Consider the following 17,852-nt stretch of genomic DNA (forward strand, 5'->3'; position numbering starts at 1 on the left):
AGCTCGTTATTTTGAACTTCAATCAATTATCCACAAGAATCTGGAGAAATAAATTTTGTTAGAAGAAAGAAAATCCAGCAAATCTTCCGATTTGCTGGATTTTCTTTGATCCTTGAATACTGAGACTGAAAACTGCCTACTGCAACTGTTTACTGCCTACTGCAACTGTTTGCTGCCAACTGAGACTGTTTACTGTTTTCACCCCAGCTTCCAGCCTTCTCTGTATTCTCTTTTCACAAATTGATTAGCTGGTTCAAAATTTGTGACTTTCATATTCGGGCCATCCCAAACAAGCTTGATACCTCTTCCCGGATAATTGAATCCATTTCCGCTTTCCCTCGGAACCCTGTAATCATAGCTTCGGATGGCAAGATTTCCCATTAATACAGATTCTGTCAATGGACCTGCCACAGAAAACGGTGAACTCAATTGATTAAACTCTTTACTCCCATGGCCACCGATGCAGGCTTCCACCCAATTGTTGTAATGCCCCCTGTCACCAAGAGGAACTCTGTATATTGTTTGGGGAACATTGATTTCTGCGGTCTTGGATGTCGGCAAAAGTTGGGGGTTGACGCCATATGTTCCACACATCATTTTCCCTTTGGTACCTTCAATGATGACCCCATTTCCGCCATCACCCATGACCTCATTTGGACCAAGTTCTTCAGGTCTGGCTGGTTGGATTCCTCCATCCATCCAATGGAACTGAAGGTCACTTTTCCCTTCTCTTTTGAACCTAAGTGTAATGTGTGAGGAAGGAGGACAGCTCTCCGGGAAATATCCTCTGCTAAATTCACCGACGTATACAGAACCTACGCTGCATTCTGCAGATTCGGGATATCCCAATCCCAATACCCGGAATGGTGGCTCCATGATATGGCATGCCATATCACCCAAGGCACCTGTCCCATAATCCCACCATCCACGCCAATTGAATGGAATGAGGTTGGCCACGTATTCTTTTTTAGGAGCTGTACCTAACCATAAATCCCAATCAAGGTCAGCAGGTGGGGTTGCAGGATTAGCTGACCAAGGAATTCCCTGAGGCCATACAGGTCTGTCAGTCCAGCAATACACCCTTGTAGCCTCACCGATAAGCCCTGCATTATACCATTCTACCATTTTTCGAACGCCTTCTCCCGAGGAACCCTGATTGCCCATTTGGGTTACGACCTTATATTTTTCTGCTGCTTCAGTCAGCATCCTTGCTTCATAGATATCATGGGATAGTGGCTTCTGGACATAAACATGCTTTCCCAATTGCATGGCCGCCATCGCTTGTACCGCATGCATATGGTCAGGGGTTGAAACGGTAACGGCATCAATATTTTTATGCTCTTTGTCAAGCATAACTCTATAGTCCTTATAGTATTTTGCTTTGGGATGTGCTTGAACGCTGCCTTTTGCTCTAGTATCATCCACATCACATAAGGAAATAAATTCAGCCTTGCCGCTGTTGAAAACTCCCCTTACATCCCCCATTCCCATTCCGCCGACACCGATACCTGCCACCCGCAACCTATCAGAAGGCGCAACAAACCCGGGACCGCCCAATACATGTCTTGGCACAAAGTAAAAACCTGCCAAAGCTGTTGCGGATGCTTTGACAAAATTTCTTCTAGAGTTGTTCTTTTTTGGTAATTCTTCCTTTTTCATTCGGTTTATGGTTAAAATGGTCCGTTACAGATTTTACTTTGTCAATTTATTAAAAATGAGGTTTGAAAAGGGATTATTTTTTTGATTTTGGAAAAAAGGATAAATGAGTTGATAAATGGAGATAAGAAAGAATTTGCTAAATGGTAAAATCTTAAATAAAAATTTTAATTAAGTTTGTTTGGTTGAAAACCCAAAAAGCTACCTTATTCTATGAAAATCACTAAAATCATCTCTAACCTGATCCTCCTCACCATTTTTGGATTGGGAATCATCTCCTGTGCAGACAAAGCCACTCCGCTGAGTGAAAACAACATTATTCCAAAGCCACTTTCAGTAACTGAAGCAGAAGGTTCATTTACATTAACAAATGAAACCAAATTGGTTACCTTAGGAAATGCTTCAGAAATCAATCCTGTCATTGAAATTTTCCAAAGTCTGATCAAGCCTTCCACAGGCTTTGATTTACAAAAAGTCGAATCCGGTGAGTCCAACGTAATTGTTTTTGAAATTGAATCAGCTTCCCAAAAATCACCCGGAGAATATTCTATCTCTATCGATGAAAATAGCATCAAAATCGCCGCTTCCAATGGAGAAGGACTTTTTAACGGTATCCAAACCTTGAGGCAACTCATGCCTGCCGGAATTGAATCATCCTCAAAATTAGATGGCAAGATTAAAATCGGCGCAGGCAAAATCGAAGACAAACCAGAGTATGCCTACAGAGGATTTATGTTGGATGTGGCAAGACATTTCTTTCCTGTGGAAGATGTCAAGCATGTGATTGACCTGGTTTCCAAATACAAAATCAATTTTCTCCATTTGCACCTTTCGGACGATCAGGGTTGGAGAATCGAAATCAAATCCTGGCCATTGCTGACAGAGATCGGAAGTAAAACCGAAGTAGGCGGGGGAGAAGGAGGTTTTTACACCCAAGAGCAATACAAAGACATCGTCGCATATGCCCAATCAAAATTCATTACCGTAGTGCCTGAAATAGACATGCCGGGCCACACCAATTCTGCTTTGGCTGCTTATGGACAATTGAATCCCGGTATTACAGTTCCGGAGAAGGGTGCAGTTGCATTTGATAGAAAAGATTTGGGTGTAGATGGTATGGCCACTCCGCTTTATACAGGTATCGAAGTTGGCTTCAGTACTTTGGATACGGACAAAGACATTACATATCAGTTTGTGGACGATGTCATCCGTGAATTGGTTGAACTGACTCCAGGTCCTTACATCCATATCGGCGGAGATGAATCCCTTGTAACAGAATTGGAGGATTATATTCCATTTATGGAAAAAGCCCAGGCCATCGTAACCAAATACGGCAAAAAATCATTGGGATGGGATGAAATAGCACATGCAAGACTTGAACCCGGAGCTGTGGCACAATATTGGGCAAAGGCAGAAAATGCTGTCTTGGCTATCAATCAAGGAAATCAGGTTTTGGTTTCTCCTGCGACCAAAACCTATCTTGATATGCAGTATGATTCTACCACCTATTTGGGCTTGCATTGGGCGGCTTATATTGAGTTGGATGATGCTTATAATTGGGATCCGACAGAATTGGATGCAGCTGTTAAGAAGGAGAACATTCTAGGTGTGGAAGCCCCACTGTGGTCGGAAACCATTACCGAAAGGAAAGAAATTGAATTCATGATGTTCCCGAGATTGGCCGCAATTGCCGAAGTCGCTTGGACCAAAAAGGAATTGAGAAACTGGGAGTCTTTTTCCGAAAGATTGAAAAAACATACAGCCCGTTGGGATGCGATGGGTTTGAACTATTACAAATCGCCAAAGTTGGTTTGGGAGGAGAAAAAGTGATCGGTCCACAGACCACAGTCCATAGTTGCGGCTAATGAACCTCACTCCGAGTAATATTTGGTTAGCAGCAAGAAAGCTTACATATCCAAAAAGTAAACAATTGAAATCATAAAATCCGGAAATCAATCAATGGTTTTCGGATTTTCTTAATATAGTGAGATTGTTTGCAATCCTAAATATTTTTCCAATTGATCAAAATCCCGATCATTATGTAGTAATTTGATTTCCTTTTCGATGCAAAAAGTGGCTATTACTATATCGATTGTTTTTCTTATAGTAACGCCACTTTTTCTAAGTTTTCTATAATTCAATGCTGATTTGATAGCAAGCTCCTTGTTTGATAAATTAAAAAAAGGAAGTGATTCTAAAATCTCTTTCGCAATTCCAAAATCTTTTTCACTGCTGAATCCCTGCAAAACTTCCACAATTATCAAGTCACCGGTAATTATTTCTTGTTTACCCAAGGTATTGTATAACAAAGAAACTTCAGGACTTTCTTTTCCATTAAAAAAGTCAATCCAAACAGAGGAATCAACCAATATCATTGATCAAGTCTCATTTTTTCAAGGTTACCTTCCCACTTTAACTTCCCTTTCAGCTGCTTGATTTTTTCTTGGTTTTTTAGAGATATAATTAGCTTTAATCCCGCTTCAACTGTTGCTTTTTTGGTATTTAGTCCACTGAGCTTCATTGCTTCATTCATGAGCTCCTCGTCTATTTCAATGTTGGTCCTCATATATTGTGTATAATTTTCAGAAATATACACATAATTTTCTTCTGAAATTCCTCAAATTAGTTTTTAATTAACTTAAACTTTTTTTAATCCAACTTAAAAATCCATAGCCATCCATAAGCCATTTCGGAAGGTGTGGAGAGTTGGGCATGGAAAATCTGTTTGCTGTTCCTCAGTTTTTGATAAATGGCTCATTGTATTTTTATAAATATATTATATTTCAGAAAAGCACCTTTTTACAAAAGATAGTTTTGTTAATCCAAATTTTAAAACAATTCCTAAGACCAGAGCAATTTTATGATATTGGAAATGCACTCACTTTCTACTGCCGTCAAAACTTTCTTTTTCTGTCTAGGATTATGGATGTTTATCTCATGTGAACCAAAAGTTAACCTTCCAGCTGGAGATGATGACAATGGTGGACTTTTTTTGCCAGATGGCTTTGAAGCGTTGGTGGTGGTTGACAGTATAGGAAGGGCCAGACATTTGGCCGTCAGTGAATTGAGGGATATTTACGTCAAACTTCGCGCACCTTATAAAGCCGGGAGAGGTATAGTAGGAATTAGGGATACCAATCAGGATGGCAAAGCTGATATTGTGGAATACTTTGGAGACTATCCTGATAAGGGAAACTATGGTACGGGAATGCGCATACATAACGGTTACTTGTATTTCAGTACGGCAGGTGAGGTGTATAGATACAAAATGAATCGAGATGGTTTATTGCCAACTGGAGAACCCGAACTGATTTTGGTCGATGATTACAAAAATGCAAAATATGGCTATGAACACATCGCCAAACCCATTGCTTTTGACAATGATGGCCACATTTATGTTGCATTTGGTTCGCCGGGGGACGTTTGTCAGGAGTTCAACAGGAAACCCGGAAGTCCGGGAATGTATCCATGTCCGCAGCTTGAATGGCATGGCGGCATCTGGCAATTTGATGCCAACAAATTAAATCAAACCCAAAAAGACGGAAAAAGGTATGCCACAGGTATCCGGTCTGTTGTAGCCATGGATTGGAATCAGGAGGAGAATGAACTGTACGTAGTCCAACATGGAAGGGATGATTTTACCAAGTCATGGCCTGATCTTTTTGGTCCATGGGAAAGTGCTGTTTTACCTTCGGAGGAATTTTTTAGGGTTGAAGAAGGTACTGATGGAGGTTGGCCATATTATTACTTTGACCATATTGAAGGCAAAAAGAAACTGAATCCTGAATATGGAGGAGATGGAAAATTGCAAGGTGATGCCCATTTAGTCGCCCAACCTTTGATGGGTTTTCCGGGGCATTTTGCGCCAAATGACCTTCACTTTTATAGAGGTGATCAATTTCCCGAAAGGTATAAGAATGGCGCTTTTGTCGCCTTTCATGGATCTACTATCCGTGGTCCTTATCCTCAGGGAGGTTATTTTGTTGCATTTGTCCCATTTGAAAAGGGAATTCCGGCAGGTCCTTGGGAAGTTTTCGCAGATGGATTTGCAGGATTGGACACCATCGTGAATACCGGTGATGCTTTGGCACGTCCAATGGGAATCGCCATGGGGCCGGATGGGTCACTTTATATTTCGGAAAGTGTAAAAGGCAAAATCTGGCGGATCATTTACAAGGGGAAAAAATCTGACTTTGGTGAGGCTTCATTAGCCAAACTTGAACAGCGGAAAAACCAAAGAACGAATATCAAAGATCCGGATAGGGAATTGGACAATCTGGAAACGGAAATGATAGAAACCGGGTCACAGGTCTACAACCTGCATTGCGGAACCTGCCACCAAAGAGACGGTAAGGGTGACGGAAGCAGGTTTCCACCAATCAATAATTCCCGTGTAGTAAATGGGAAAAACCAACCTTTAATTGAATTGATTTTAAAAGGTCTGGAAGGCGCCATCACTGTCAATGGTGTTGCCTACAATGGTGTCATGCCTTCGCATTCATTTCTTACTGATGCCGAAATTTCCTCAGTATTGACCTATATAAGAAGAAACTTTGGAAATGATTCACAGAGTATTTCTGCCATTGAAGTTGGCAATGTGAGGAAAAAGATAGAAAATCAATAAAATGAGGGGTAAAATAAGGTTTGATCTGAATTTTGTGATAGTCATGAGCTTGATTGCTATCACCACTAATGCCCAGCATATAAAGGAAACAAATAACATGAAGCGAAATATGGAAGAATCGGTTTATCACGTCAACCGTCTTGAGGGGAAAATTAAGATTGACGGAGTTTGGGAAAAGGAAGTTTGGAAAAATGTGCCTGCTCTAGAAATAACAAATTATATGGGAGACAAGCCCAAATTCCTTCCAACCACATTTGCTAAGCTTTTGTATGATGAGAAAAATATCTATGGGATTTTTCAGGTACAAAATCGGTATGTACAGTGTTTGGTTCAGGAGACCAATGGACACGTTTCCGGCGATTCCTGTGTCGAATTCTTTTTTTCTCCAGACAATTCCAACCCGCTTTTTTACTTCAACCTAGAGATCAATTGCGGTGGAGTGCCTTTGCTGCAATTTGTCACCGTTCCGAGGAAGGAATACCTTTTCCTCAAGGAAAGAGAAATAAGCAAAGTTGAAATTGCCCATTCTTTGCCAAAAAAGGTATTTCCTGAAATAGAAAAGGATACTGTTTGGACCATTGAATTCAAATTGCCCTTAAAAATTCTTGAAAAATATACAGCCATCACCCATCCCAAACCAGGGGTTAAATGGACTGCAAATTTCTATATGACGGCTAGTACTACCAGTAATCCACATTATTTGACTTGGTCAAAGGTGAATAATGCAATACCGGACTTTCACCTTCCGCAGTTTTTTGGGACTTTGGTTTTTAAGTAAAATCATGGGGGGAATTATCAATTATTGTACAGGTGGATGGATAATAATAGCAAAGGTTTGCGGTATGTTTTTTAAAAATTTAGATTTAGATAATATAATTCAGCTCCCAATTACCTCTTTAATTGATTTTGAAAATCGAACAACAAAAGATATGATCAACAGAAGAACATTACTGAAAAGACTTTCTGCACTTCCGTTGGTGGGAACAATTGTAGGAAGCAGTATTCCTGTCCAATCAGTATTTGCTGATTCCCCATCAGTTCCAAAAAGGGACCTGATCAAGGAATTGGGCTTGAGGACTTTTATCAATGCGGCCGGAACCTACACAGCCATGACGGCCTCTCTGATGCCTGAAGAAGTGATGGAAACAATTGAAGCTTCTTCCAAGGAATTTATCATGTTGGATGAAGTTCAGGACAAAGTGGGAGAAAAAATTGCTGAAATCTGCCATGCAGAAGCAGCAACGGTTACCGCAGGTTGCTGGTCCGCTATGGTGTTGGGGCTTGCCGGAGTACTGACAGGAACCGACAAAGAAAAAATCGCACAGATTCCAAATCTGAAAGGAATGAAATCAGAGGTGATTGTCCAAAAGAGCCACAACGTGGCTTATGTGCATTCTTTGACCAATACCGGGGTGAAATTGGTAGAAGTGGAAACAGCTGCTGATCTGGAAAAAGCGATCAATGAGCAAACTGCCATGTTATGGTTTTTGAATTATCAGGCTCCTGATGGAAAAATCCAACATGAAGAGTGGGTGGCATTGGGAAAAAAACACAACATACCTACCATGATTGACATAGCAGCTGATGTGCCGCCCGTTGAAAACCTATGGAAATTTAATGATATGGGATTTGATCTGGTATGTATATCAGGGGGAAAAGCCATGAAAGGGCCGCAAAGTGCCGGCATCCTGATGGGTAGAAAACACATCATTGAAGCAGCGAGACTGAGTGCACCGCCCCGTGGCAATACAATCGGCAGAGGGATGAAGGTCAATAAGGAAGAAATCCTTGGGATGTATGTGGCCTTGGAACTATATGTAAAAAAAGACCATGTAAAAGAGTGGAAATCCTGGGAAGAGAAAATAGGCTACATTGAAGAAATGGCTAAGAAAGTCAATGGTGTGACCACTTCGGTTTCGGTTCCGCCAATTGCCAATCATACCCCTTTTCTAAAAATCGCTTGGGATCCAGCTGTGATAAATCTCAACCGCACCCAAATGCAGGAAAAACTCAGGAGGGGAAATCCATCCATTGAGGTTATTGGATTCGGAGATCATGAAATCAGTTGTACTGTTTGGATGCTAAGGCCGAACGAAGAAAAGATTGTAGCCAAAAGAATCCAAGAAGAATTGAGTAGCGCTAAAGCTTAACGTTATCATTCAAAAAGATGAAGAAAATTGGATTTCTGTTACTCTGCTTTTTATCCTTTGGGTCAATAAGTCTTTCTGCTCAAAATTACCAAATGGTGATCAAAGGAGGTCATGTCATTGATCCAAAGAACAACATTGATGAATTGATGGATGTCGCCATTCAGGATGGAAGGATAGCTAAAATCGCAAAAAATATAGATACAACAGGTGCCAGCCAAATAGTGGATGCAAAGGGTTTATTGGTTGTGCCGGGTTTGATAGATATTCATGGCCATAATTTTTATGGTACCCGACCCAATAGTTACCTAAGTGACGGTCTTGTGGCAGTCGACCCGGACAGTTTTACCTTTAGGGTTGGAGTAACTACTATTGTGGATTGTGGTGGACCGGGCTGGAAAAACTTCCATGTCTTCAAAGAAAACATCATTGACCATTCAAAAACACGGGTTTTGGCATTCATGAACATTGTGGGAGAAGGCATGCGTGGTGGAGCCTACGAACAAGACACTTCTGATATGAATGCCCAACTCACAGGTCAGGCTGCACTGAAATACAAAGAACACGTCGTAGGATTTAAGGTGGCCCACTATGCCAAAAGGGATTGGATTCCGGTTGATAGGGCTGTAGAAGCAGGGAATATTGCCAATATGCCTGTCATAATTGATTTTGGTGGATCTATGGCCTTTGCTCCACTGAGATTGAGGGAATTGTTTTTGGACCACCTGCGTCCCGGGGATATATATACCCACGTTTTTGCGGAATTGGGAGGTGCAAGAGAGCCTGTTGTTGACTATGAAACCAGGAAATTCAAACCATTTGTCAGGGAAGCCCAGGAAAGAGGAATTATTTTCGATGTGGGATATGGTGGTGCGAGTTTTGATTTCAGGCAGGCAATTCCGTCATTGGAAGCAGGATTTTTTCCCAATACCATCAGTACGGACCTTCACAAAGGGAGCATGAATGCGGCCATGAAAGACATGCTCAATGTCATGAGTACATTTCTGGCTATTGGAATGGAAATCCCCCACATCATCCAGGCAAGTACTTGGAATCCTGCCCAAACCATCAAAAGAGAAGAACTCGGTCACCTATCAGAAGGAGCAATAGCCGATTTGGCCTTGATTGAAGTGAGACAAGGCCAATTCGGTATTTGGGATAAAAACGGATACAAAGTGGAAACTGATAAACGGTTCGAATGTGAAATGACCATCAAAGACGGTGTAATTGTCTACAGTGTCAATGGCCGGAGCGAACCGGTAGTGTTGAGGTAATCAGTTGGATGGGTTAGATATAAGCAATACAATCCATCTCCACCAAAGAATCACCGGGTACTCCTGCGTAGGTGGCTACTGTGGTGCGAACAGGAGGTTTTTTTCCAAATCGCCCTTTGTAAACCTCATTCATTCCCTTGTAGTCATTCAGGTCATGGAGGTACACATTCACTTTCAACACTTTTTCCATGGAAGAACCTGCTTTGACCAGTTCTTTTTCCAATTCTTTGAGAACATGATCGGTATGTGCTTTGATATCACCCTCAAAATGAGCGCCTTTACCCGCTACAAAAATCATATTTCCCAGTTTGGTTGAGCCTGAAAACAAGGGGACATCCTGATCTTGAACGACATTGAATACTTCTTTTTCTGGCGTGTTGTCCGTTTCAGCTTTTGCTACTATTCCTATTCCCACAATACCTGCTAGGGATGCGATCATTTTTTTTAAGGTGGACCTTCTTTCTATTTTTTCCATGATTTTAGGTTGATTATTTGTTTCGTATTGAATCATTCAATATATAGTTTTGCTTGAATTACAGCAAATTCTAGCCAAGCCTATAACCGGTTTTAAAGATTGTTTGCTCATATTTTCCATGGCCGGAATACTTGGTATTTCCCGAATAGTAAGAATGGATTTTGAAACACGCTGTTAGCGTCAGTGAAATCCATTATTTATTCAAGACATTTTTTCAATCCTTCCTCAATACTGATTGCCTTCAACCCAAAAGCCTTTTCAATTTTGGTAGAATCAAAGCAATAATCCTGATCCAATTGGTACCTCAATTCCTTGATTTCTTTCAAAACCGGGATGAATAAAGATACCAGATTGAGCATAAAGGGGCCAAGTATCTGAAGTTTGGGTTCTACACCCAGATGCTTGGCTAGGATGTCAACCGTTTCCTGACCTGTAGGATAAGCGTTTGAAGTGGGTAAATGCCAGACCTGATTCCAGGCATCTTCCTGTTGGGCAAGAAATGCCGTCGCAAATGCCGCATCCGGAATATAAGTAAAGGAATGTTTCTTGTCTCCGGCATACATCCATTGTGCGGTTTTTCCCGCTTTCATGCGGTTGATAACAGATTCATTGAGGAAACTCAATTTTGCTCCCGGTCCATAGAAGTCTGCCGCCCTGACGATCATGGCTGTCAGTTTGCCTGCCTTGATTTCATCCAAAATCAACTTTGCAATTTTGGCACGGACCTTTCCTTTTTGGCTTTCAGGATTGACAGGTGTGTTTTCAGTCAGATTCCCTACATGCTTCGGGTCATAGCAATACATGTTGTCGAAGAAAACCAGTTTGGCTCCATGTTTTTTACAGGCATTTATCGTGTTTTTCATGATGATAGGCCATTGTTCCTGCCAGATTCTGGTTTTGTAAGTGATTCCTGCCACTAAATAAACAGTATCAGAACCAGTTACTGCGGAATCTACTTCGGATGGGTTCAAAAACTGAGCCTTCATCAACTGGTCATCAGGATTGATCTTGGAAGGATTTCGACTGACAAGGCGGATATTGTCAGTGTAGCGATTGAGGTCTTTGGCAAGTGCGGTTCCGATATTTCCGGTGGACCCGAGGATAGTGTGGAGTGGGGAGGATGGCATATAATTTTTTTTTTGAATTTAACCCAAAATCTATTGGCGTAAAAAGGGATAGAGTTAAGAAATTGCCAATTTTTGAATGTTTTGAAGATTTACCCAATTTAGTATTTCCATTTCATTACTTCAATTTTGGAAAAAGCCTGTCAATAAAAAAATAATTTCTAACCCATGTCCCATATTTGAAAAACCATTTGTCTTCCATTAAAATCTTTTATTCCATCAATTTTAAAAACACATTTATGAAAGAATTTATTTTGATTTTCAGACATGAAAATGCCACCGGCAAAGTTTCTCCCGAACAAATGCAGGCTTGGATGAAGCAACAAATGGACTGGGTGGGAGGCATCGCTGCTCAAAACAAATTTGTTGGCGGTACAGGACTTTTGTTTGACGGGGCGAAAGTTGTAGACCATCAAAAGATGGTAACCAATGGCCCATTTGGTGATATCAAAGAGACCATCGGTGGCTACGTCATCGTCAAGGCGGAAAACGCCGAAGAAGCAGCCGAATTTGCAAAAGGTACTCCCATTCTGCAGGGAGAAGGCAATACCGTAGAAGTTCGAGAGATTGCCAAACATTGATTTCCAAACAATCCTATCAATCTTCATCTATATGTTGATTGATAGGGTTTTGATACCATATGCAAAGCCAAGATTTAATCCCCCATTTGTTCAGGACGGAGTATAGCAAGTTGGTTACCGTGCTATCCAAATTCTTTGGCTTGGATCATATTGAAGTGGCAGAGGACATCGTAAGTGAGACTTTTTTGGCTGCCATGGAAACCTGGCCTTATCAAGGAATTCCTGACCTTCCAACTGCCTGGCTTTACCGGGTTGCAAAAAACAAGACACTTAATCATGTTAAAAAGCACCAGCTTTTTAACAAGAAAATTTCTGATGGTTTCAAAAAATCCAATAGCTGGATTGAGGAATTGGAAGTTGACTTATCTGAACAAAATATCCGTGACAGCCAACTTCAGATGCTTTTTGCCATCAGTCATCCATCTATCTCTACTGAATCCCAAATCAGTCTTGCTTTGCGGGTTCTCTGTGGGTTTGGGATTGATGAAATCGCAGATGCTTTTCTGACAAATAAAGAAACAATAAACAAGAGACTTTTTAGAGCAAAGGAAAAATTGCGGACAGAAAAAATCCAGTTGATTTTGCCTTCAGATGAAGAGATCAACAAGCGGTTGGAACCTGTTTTGAAAACAATTTACCTGCTATTTAATGAAGGTTATTACTCTGAAAGGTCAGAGACTTTAATCCGTAAAGAGCTTTGCCTGGAAGCCATGCGGCTTAACTTTCTTTTGCTTGAAAATCCTCTCTCCAACCAGCATTTGACCAATGCCTTGATGGCGCTGATGTGTTTTCAGGCATCCAGGTTGGAAGCGCGGGTAGGGGGAAGCGGCGAAATTGTGCTTTACCAGGATCAAGATGCCTCACTTTGGAATGTTGAATTGATCTCCCGGGGAAACTATTACCTGACCAAAGCTGCAGCTTGGCCTGTGATTTCGGTGTATTTTTTAGAAGCAAGTATTGCATACTGGCATACAATTCAGGAAGACTCCGATGAAAAGTGGGAAAATATACTTCATCTATACAACCAATTGCTTGCCATTGCCTATTCGCCGATTGCAGCGCTCAACCGCACTTATGCCCTTGCAAAAGTGAGGGGAAAGGAAACAGCTATTCAGGAAGCTGAGAAACTGGGTCTTTCCAATAACCATTTTTATCACATGCTTCTTGCTGAACTTTACCGGGATCAAAACCCAACAAAAGTCAAATCCCACCTTCAAAAAGCTTTGGAACTTTGCAAAACGGACTCAGAAAAGAAATTGATTGAGAAAAAACTTTCACAGGTCTAATGTTTGGATGGTTGACCGATGTTTGAAGCTACATAGATGACTGTAAAAGTGGGTTGAATTAAGGAAATGAATTTTACTTTTTTCGATATTCTTAAAACCTCCGAGGTCCAAAATAGACCCAGAAGGTTTCAATTCATTCAAAATTCATCATTTATCATTTGACTATTTCTCTGTTACCTTCTTCACATTGTCCTCCGGCATCCTGTCGACAAGGTAGTTGTAAGGGTCAATGCCGGCATTCTGTGGCTTTTCTTTGACTTTGAAGGTGAAGGTGTTTTCAGGTTTGGTGATCTTGAGCCTTTTGTACACCAATGGTTTGCCATAGGTTTGCTTTGACTCAGTCTCCCCAAAAATCCCGATATCAATAAAGTCAACCAAAGGAACAGCCGTTTGCTTGCCGAGTGAATCTGCCCTGAATTTCTCCGAGAAAGTCGTCAAGGTGACTTCATATTCCTCTCCGGATTTGACATAATTGACATCTGTGACCCGGTTTGAAAATACAGTGATATTCTCAAACATATCATCGATCAGGTACTGCAATGAATCCGGAGTGACCTCACGGAAAGCATTCACCGCAGAAATCGAAGTGGGGTAGGGAGGTTCCTGATAACCATGATCCTTAATCAGCTTCTGGAGTGCGAGGTTTACTTTGTCTTCACCGATCATTTCTTTCAGGTAATACATGACCACTGAACCTTTGTTGTAGTGGATGTAGCCTTGATTTTCTGTTTCCATAATCGGCCTTTCGGCTTCAAATTCACCGCTTCTTCCCCGCAGATAGCTGTTCATTTCATATTTCAGAAACTTATTCATTTTGTCTCTCCCATATTCCTTTTCCATCACCATCAGTGCAGCATATTGGGAGAAGCTTTCGCTCATCATTTCAGTACCGCGCATATTGGCACCGATCAGCTGATGTGCCCAATACTGATGCGCCATTTCATGGGCGACTACATAATAGACCAAATCAATGTCATCTTCAGTCACATTTCTCAGGTCGGTGATAAAGCCAATTCCTTCACTGTAAGGCATGGTTCCGGGAAATGCCTGTGCAAATGAACTGTACCTCGGGAATTCAATGATCCTACACTGCTTATGGAAATAAGGGCCAAAGTTTGAGGTATAATAGTCGAGGGATTTTTCCAGACTTTGAAGCATATTGGGCACATTGTATTCATGGCCCTTGATGTAATACACTTCCAGATCCACACCTTTCCATTCCTTTCTTGCGACTTCATATTTTGCCGATATGAATGAATAGAAATTTAGGGATTTGTGATCGAGTTGGTATTCAAAATACTTTCGGCCATTTTCTTCCCATTCTTTGACCAAGCTACCAGGTGCTACAGCTATCTGATCGGCAGCCGTACTGATTACAGTATTCATTTTGACCCAATCCGCATCCTGGTTAATGTAGGAATTCTCTCTTGCTTTCAGATCAGACTCATCCAAGGCAGGCATTCTTTTCCTTACAGGAAGTTCAAGTTTTACCCGCTTGTTTTTGTCGGAGATCTCGTATCTGTTGGAATAGCCAATGATCGGCAGGATATCAAAATTGTTGAAGAAGGTACCATTTTGAGTCAATTCGGTAAAGCTGACCTCATTTTCAAATCCTTTGGTAACTTTGGAAACCACCAATTTGATCGGTAAAGTATCTCCTGGTTGCATTGGTTGGGACAGGCTGTAAATCCTGTAATTGAGTCTTTTATCGTCCAACTTAAGACTTGCTCCCGGGATGTCTATGCCCAAGGTATCAGGCATCATCGGGATGCTAAAATGGACTTCTGGAATAGCTTCCTTCGATTTATTCATGAGCAAAGCCTCCACGGTCACAAACAAATCCCGGTCATAAGGATGTATGTCTATCTGATAATCCAAATCTATCCACCTTGGCTGCGCAATCCCTTCAAATTTCTTGTAAGTCAGTTCGTATTCTTTTTGTCTCGTTTCCTGTTCTTTTGGATTGAGATAGGTATTCAGGATTTCTGTATTGTAGAAAACAAATCCACCGCAAACCAAAAATGCTATTCCGAATATGGCCAAATATCCCGTTTTGGATTTCAACCGCTGTACAGCATATTTCCTTCTGATAGCGATATCACTTTCTTTTCCCCTGACATAAAAGGAATAAATGATGATACAAAGTATCAGGCAAAACAACGTCCAGTATATATTGAACCAGACCAATCCGGGAATAAATGGCCCAAAACCATTCATATCAGAATAAGTGACGCTCGGTGTGGCCGAATAGCTCAGCATGTTGGAATTGAGCTCGAGAACCGACCAAATGAACTCATTCAGGATGATAAATGCCACAAAAGCAAAGTAGGCGATGTACCGGTTGTTGATCAGGTAATGGAAAAGCAGGGCAATCACGACCATATATCCAAATCGGAACATGTCCAAAACCAGAAGAGATTGGGCATAAACTCCTAGCTCATACCTCGTGTAGCCAAAGGCCGTCTGTGCGATGACTCCCACTAAGATGGTACTGCAAAGCACCAAAAAGATACTGATCATCATGGCGATCAATTTAGAAGAAAAAAGCATTCCGGTCCGGACAGGCGTTGCATCCTCGATTTCCGAGATTTTTGCATCCCGCTCCTTCCATACCAAAACCCCGGAATAGAATGTGATGATACCGATCAGAAAAAGATAAAATGCTCCCCTGATCGCATCAATTACATCATAAGTCACAGGGTACCTATCCGTTCCATACCCACCGGTAAAACTCGTCAGGCTTGCAATCAGGTTGATCAAGCCAATCAGCACGATAATAATAAAGGTTTGGTTTTTAATGATGGCTTTTGTTTCAAAACCTATCATATGCCGAAATGCCGACCAAGAAAATCCTTTGGTACTGGGGATTTCAAAAGTCCTGATCACAGTAGGATCAAATAAAGATGATTCTTCTTCGACCTTGATTTTGGATTTCTTAACCTTTTCTTTTTTTGTATTAAAAGAAAAACGGGAATACATAAACATCAAAAGTACCAGACTCAATCCGATCCAGATGATCCTGTTGATCAAAAACTGTCCTTCCAGCGCAGTAGGCAAAAGGTTCTTCTCTTCGATGGTCTTGTATTTCGATAAGGTACTCAAAGGTTGAAAACCAAATGGATCGAGGATATTAGCGAGCCACTCTTTTTCAAGGTCTGCTGTAAATCCCTGGGATACCACATAAAAAACAAGGATCAGCATCGCTCCTACAAATGACACGATGTTGTTTCGAAATACAACCGCAAGGCTATACAAAACCGCTCCCGCAATGATGGTATTCGGAATGGCAAATGAAATGATCCCTTGGATATGCCCACTCCAGATTATCGGGCCATACCGCTCGGGCTGTGCCGATGGCATCAGTGGCCCGATCAAAGCACCAATTGAAACACCTAAAAGCGGGATCATGGATATCAATAAGGCGCCAATAAACTTGCCGAAAAAATAATCACTTTTTCTAATAGGAGAACTGAATACAAACTGGTACATCCCGGTGCTGAAATCCCTGTTTGCAGAGGCATTCATAAATGCCGTGGTCATCAGCAGACAGATCAGTGACATCACGCCATAATACGTTTGGATGACTGAAGGGGCATTCTTATAGACGCTTCCTACACCTCCGCCAATCTGAATCTGGTCTGATGATACAGCTCCAAAAACCAACAAAGCCACAATAAACAAGAAAATCCAAAGCATCGGGGACCTAAACCAATACTGCCATTCGTGCCTGATAAATTTCCACATAATGAGATAGTTTAAGGTTTAAATCAATGAATTCAATTTGGCAAAGAATACATCTTCCAAGGTTTCTTCGGCTTTTTCAAACCCGGAGTTCAGGCTGGTTTCAGAGAAGACGTGGATTTGGGGTTTCCCCCCGACAAGCTTGTTGCTGATGATTTGGTAGTTGTTTTGATATTCCTGGAGTTCATTTTTGTCTACCCTTTTTTCGTAGACTTTGTCTTTGATTTGGGCGAGGGCATCGTCAGTGGTACCACTGTAGAGCAACATACCTTTGTCCATGATGGCCATATTGGTGCAAAGCTCACGGACATCCTGAACAATGTGTGTGGATAGAATGACAATGGTCTGCTCACCGATTTCACTCAGAATATTATAGAACCTGTTTCTTTCTCCCGGATCCAAACCTGCTGTCGGTTCATCGACGATAACCAGTTTTGGGCTTCCGATCAGACATTGGGCGATGCCAAAGCGCTGACGCATACCACCTGAGTAGCTGCTCACAGCTTTTTTGCGGTGCTCAAAAAGGTTGACTTTTTGGAGGAGGTATTCCACCATTTCGGTTCTTTCTTTTTTGTTGTCAAAACCTTTCAGAATTGATAAGTGGTGCAATAAATCAGTGGCAGAGGTTCTTGGGTACACTCCAAATTCCTGCGGCAGATAACCAAGTACTTTTCTGACTTTGTCCTTTTCTGCCAATACATCAATATCACCTAAAGTAACTGATCCGCTGTCCGCTTCCTGAAGTGTTGCAAGGGTTCTCATGAGGGAGGACTTTCCGGCACCGTTTGGTCCAAGTAAACCGAACATGCCTCTTTCGATTGAAAAACTGACATCTTTCAGCGCATGTACACCGTTTGCGTATTGTTTGTTGAGATTGGTAATGGTGAGTATCATAATTTAGATATGAGGTATGTGATGTGTGATCTGAGTTACAAAGAGCAAAA

General features: G+C 41.4%; 14 protein-coding genes. 7 read left to right on the forward strand and 7 right to left on the reverse strand.

Annotated features, from left to right (window positions below; genetic code table 11):
• Positions 1–198: 198 nt before the first annotated feature.
• Complete coding sequence (locus NU887_RS18565) at positions 199–1,659, reverse strand: Gfo/Idh/MocA family protein (protein WP_258424885.1); 1,461 nt, start codon at positions 1,657–1,659, stop codon at positions 199–201.
• Between the two features lie 210 nt (positions 1,660–1,869).
• Here NU887_RS18565 and NU887_RS18570 point away from each other — a divergent pair, with 210 nt between their 5' ends.
• Complete coding sequence (locus NU887_RS18570) at positions 1,870–3,486, forward strand: beta-N-acetylhexosaminidase (RefSeq protein ID WP_258424886.1); 1,617 nt, start codon at positions 1,870–1,872, stop codon at positions 3,484–3,486.
• A gap of 146 nt (positions 3,487–3,632) precedes the next feature.
• Here the strand turns inward: NU887_RS18570 and vapC are convergent, their stop codons facing one another.
• Together vapC and NU887_RS18580 are read right to left on the reverse strand one after the other, a co-directional pair.
• Entirely contained in the window at positions 3,633–4,031 is a 399-nt protein-coding gene (vapC, locus tag NU887_RS18575) for a type II toxin-antitoxin system VapC family toxin (protein ID WP_258424887.1), read from the reverse strand.
• Complete coding sequence (locus NU887_RS18580; RefSeq protein ID WP_258424888.1) at positions 4,028–4,222, reverse strand: type II toxin-antitoxin system VapB family antitoxin; 195 nt, start codon at positions 4,220–4,222, stop codon at positions 4,028–4,030. Before NU887_RS18580 ends, vapC begins: the two co-directional genes overlap by 4 nt.
• Positions 4,223–4,528: 306 nt before the next feature.
• Here NU887_RS18580 and NU887_RS18585 point away from each other — a divergent pair, with 306 nt between their 5' ends.
• The 4 genes from NU887_RS18585 to NU887_RS18600 all read left to right on the forward strand — a co-directional run bounded on the left by NU887_RS18585 (position 4,529) and on the right by NU887_RS18600 (position 9,701).
• A complete protein-coding gene (locus NU887_RS18585; RefSeq protein ID WP_258424889.1) occupies positions 4,529–6,280 on the forward strand; it encodes a PQQ-dependent sugar dehydrogenase in 1,752 nt (583 codons plus the stop codon).
• Between the two features lies 1 nt (position 6,281).
• Positions 6,282–7,058: a carbohydrate-binding family 9-like protein gene (locus NU887_RS18590; protein WP_258424890.1), complete on the forward strand. Its 777-nt coding sequence runs from the start codon at positions 6,282–6,284 to the stop codon at positions 7,056–7,058.
• A 151-nt stretch (positions 7,059–7,209) separates the two neighbouring features.
• Positions 7,210–8,430, forward strand: coding sequence for an aminotransferase class V-fold PLP-dependent enzyme (locus tag NU887_RS18595; RefSeq protein WP_258424891.1), 1,221 nt, complete (start codon positions 7,210–7,212; stop codon positions 8,428–8,430).
• Positions 8,431–8,447: 17 nt separating this feature from the next.
• Positions 8,448–9,701, forward strand: a complete 1,254-nt coding sequence (locus tag NU887_RS18600; protein WP_258424892.1) for an amidohydrolase/deacetylase family metallohydrolase — start codon at positions 8,448–8,450, stop codon at positions 9,699–9,701.
• A 13-nt stretch (positions 9,702–9,714) separates the two neighbouring features.
• Here NU887_RS18600 and NU887_RS18605 read toward each other — a convergent pair whose 3' ends face one another.
• Positions 9,715–10,176, reverse strand: coding sequence for a RidA family protein (locus NU887_RS18605; RefSeq protein WP_258424893.1), 462 nt, complete (start codon positions 10,174–10,176; stop codon positions 9,715–9,717).
• A 197-nt stretch (positions 10,177–10,373) separates the two neighbouring features.
• Positions 10,374–11,303 (reverse strand): NAD-dependent epimerase/dehydratase family protein, encoded by a 930-nt coding sequence (locus NU887_RS18610; RefSeq protein ID WP_258424894.1) that lies wholly within the window; start codon positions 11,301–11,303, stop codon positions 10,374–10,376.
• 236 nt (positions 11,304–11,539) lie between these two features.
• Here NU887_RS18610 and NU887_RS18615 point away from each other — a divergent pair, with 236 nt between their 5' ends.
• Together NU887_RS18615 and NU887_RS18620 are read left to right on the forward strand one after the other, a co-directional pair.
• Positions 11,540–11,881 (forward strand): YciI family protein, encoded by a 342-nt coding sequence (locus tag NU887_RS18615; RefSeq protein WP_113923187.1) that lies wholly within the window; start codon positions 11,540–11,542, stop codon positions 11,879–11,881.
• A 59-nt stretch (positions 11,882–11,940) separates the two neighbouring features.
• Entirely contained in the window at positions 11,941–13,167 is a 1,227-nt protein-coding gene (locus tag NU887_RS18620; protein ID WP_258424895.1) for an RNA polymerase sigma factor, read from the forward strand.
• Positions 13,168–13,329: 162 nt separating this feature from the next.
• Here the strand turns inward: NU887_RS18620 and NU887_RS18625 are convergent, their stop codons facing one another.
• Both NU887_RS18625 and NU887_RS18630 read right to left on the reverse strand, forming a co-directional pair.
• Complete coding sequence (locus tag NU887_RS18625; protein ID WP_258424896.1) at positions 13,330–16,911, reverse strand: ABC transporter permease/M1 family aminopeptidase; 3,582 nt, start codon at positions 16,909–16,911, stop codon at positions 13,330–13,332.
• An 18-nt stretch (positions 16,912–16,929) separates the two neighbouring features.
• Positions 16,930–17,802 carry an ABC transporter ATP-binding protein gene (locus tag NU887_RS18630; RefSeq protein ID WP_258424897.1) on the reverse strand — a complete coding sequence of 291 codons (873 nt, stop codon included), beginning with the start codon at positions 17,800–17,802 and terminating at the stop codon, positions 16,930–16,932.
• Between the last annotated feature and the right edge of the window lie 50 nt (positions 17,803–17,852).

Origin of the sequence: Aquiflexum gelatinilyticum, from assembly GCF_024741135.1 — a bacterium.
Lineage (GTDB): Bacteria > Bacteroidota > Bacteroidia > Cytophagales > Cyclobacteriaceae > Cognataquiflexum > Cognataquiflexum gelatinilyticum.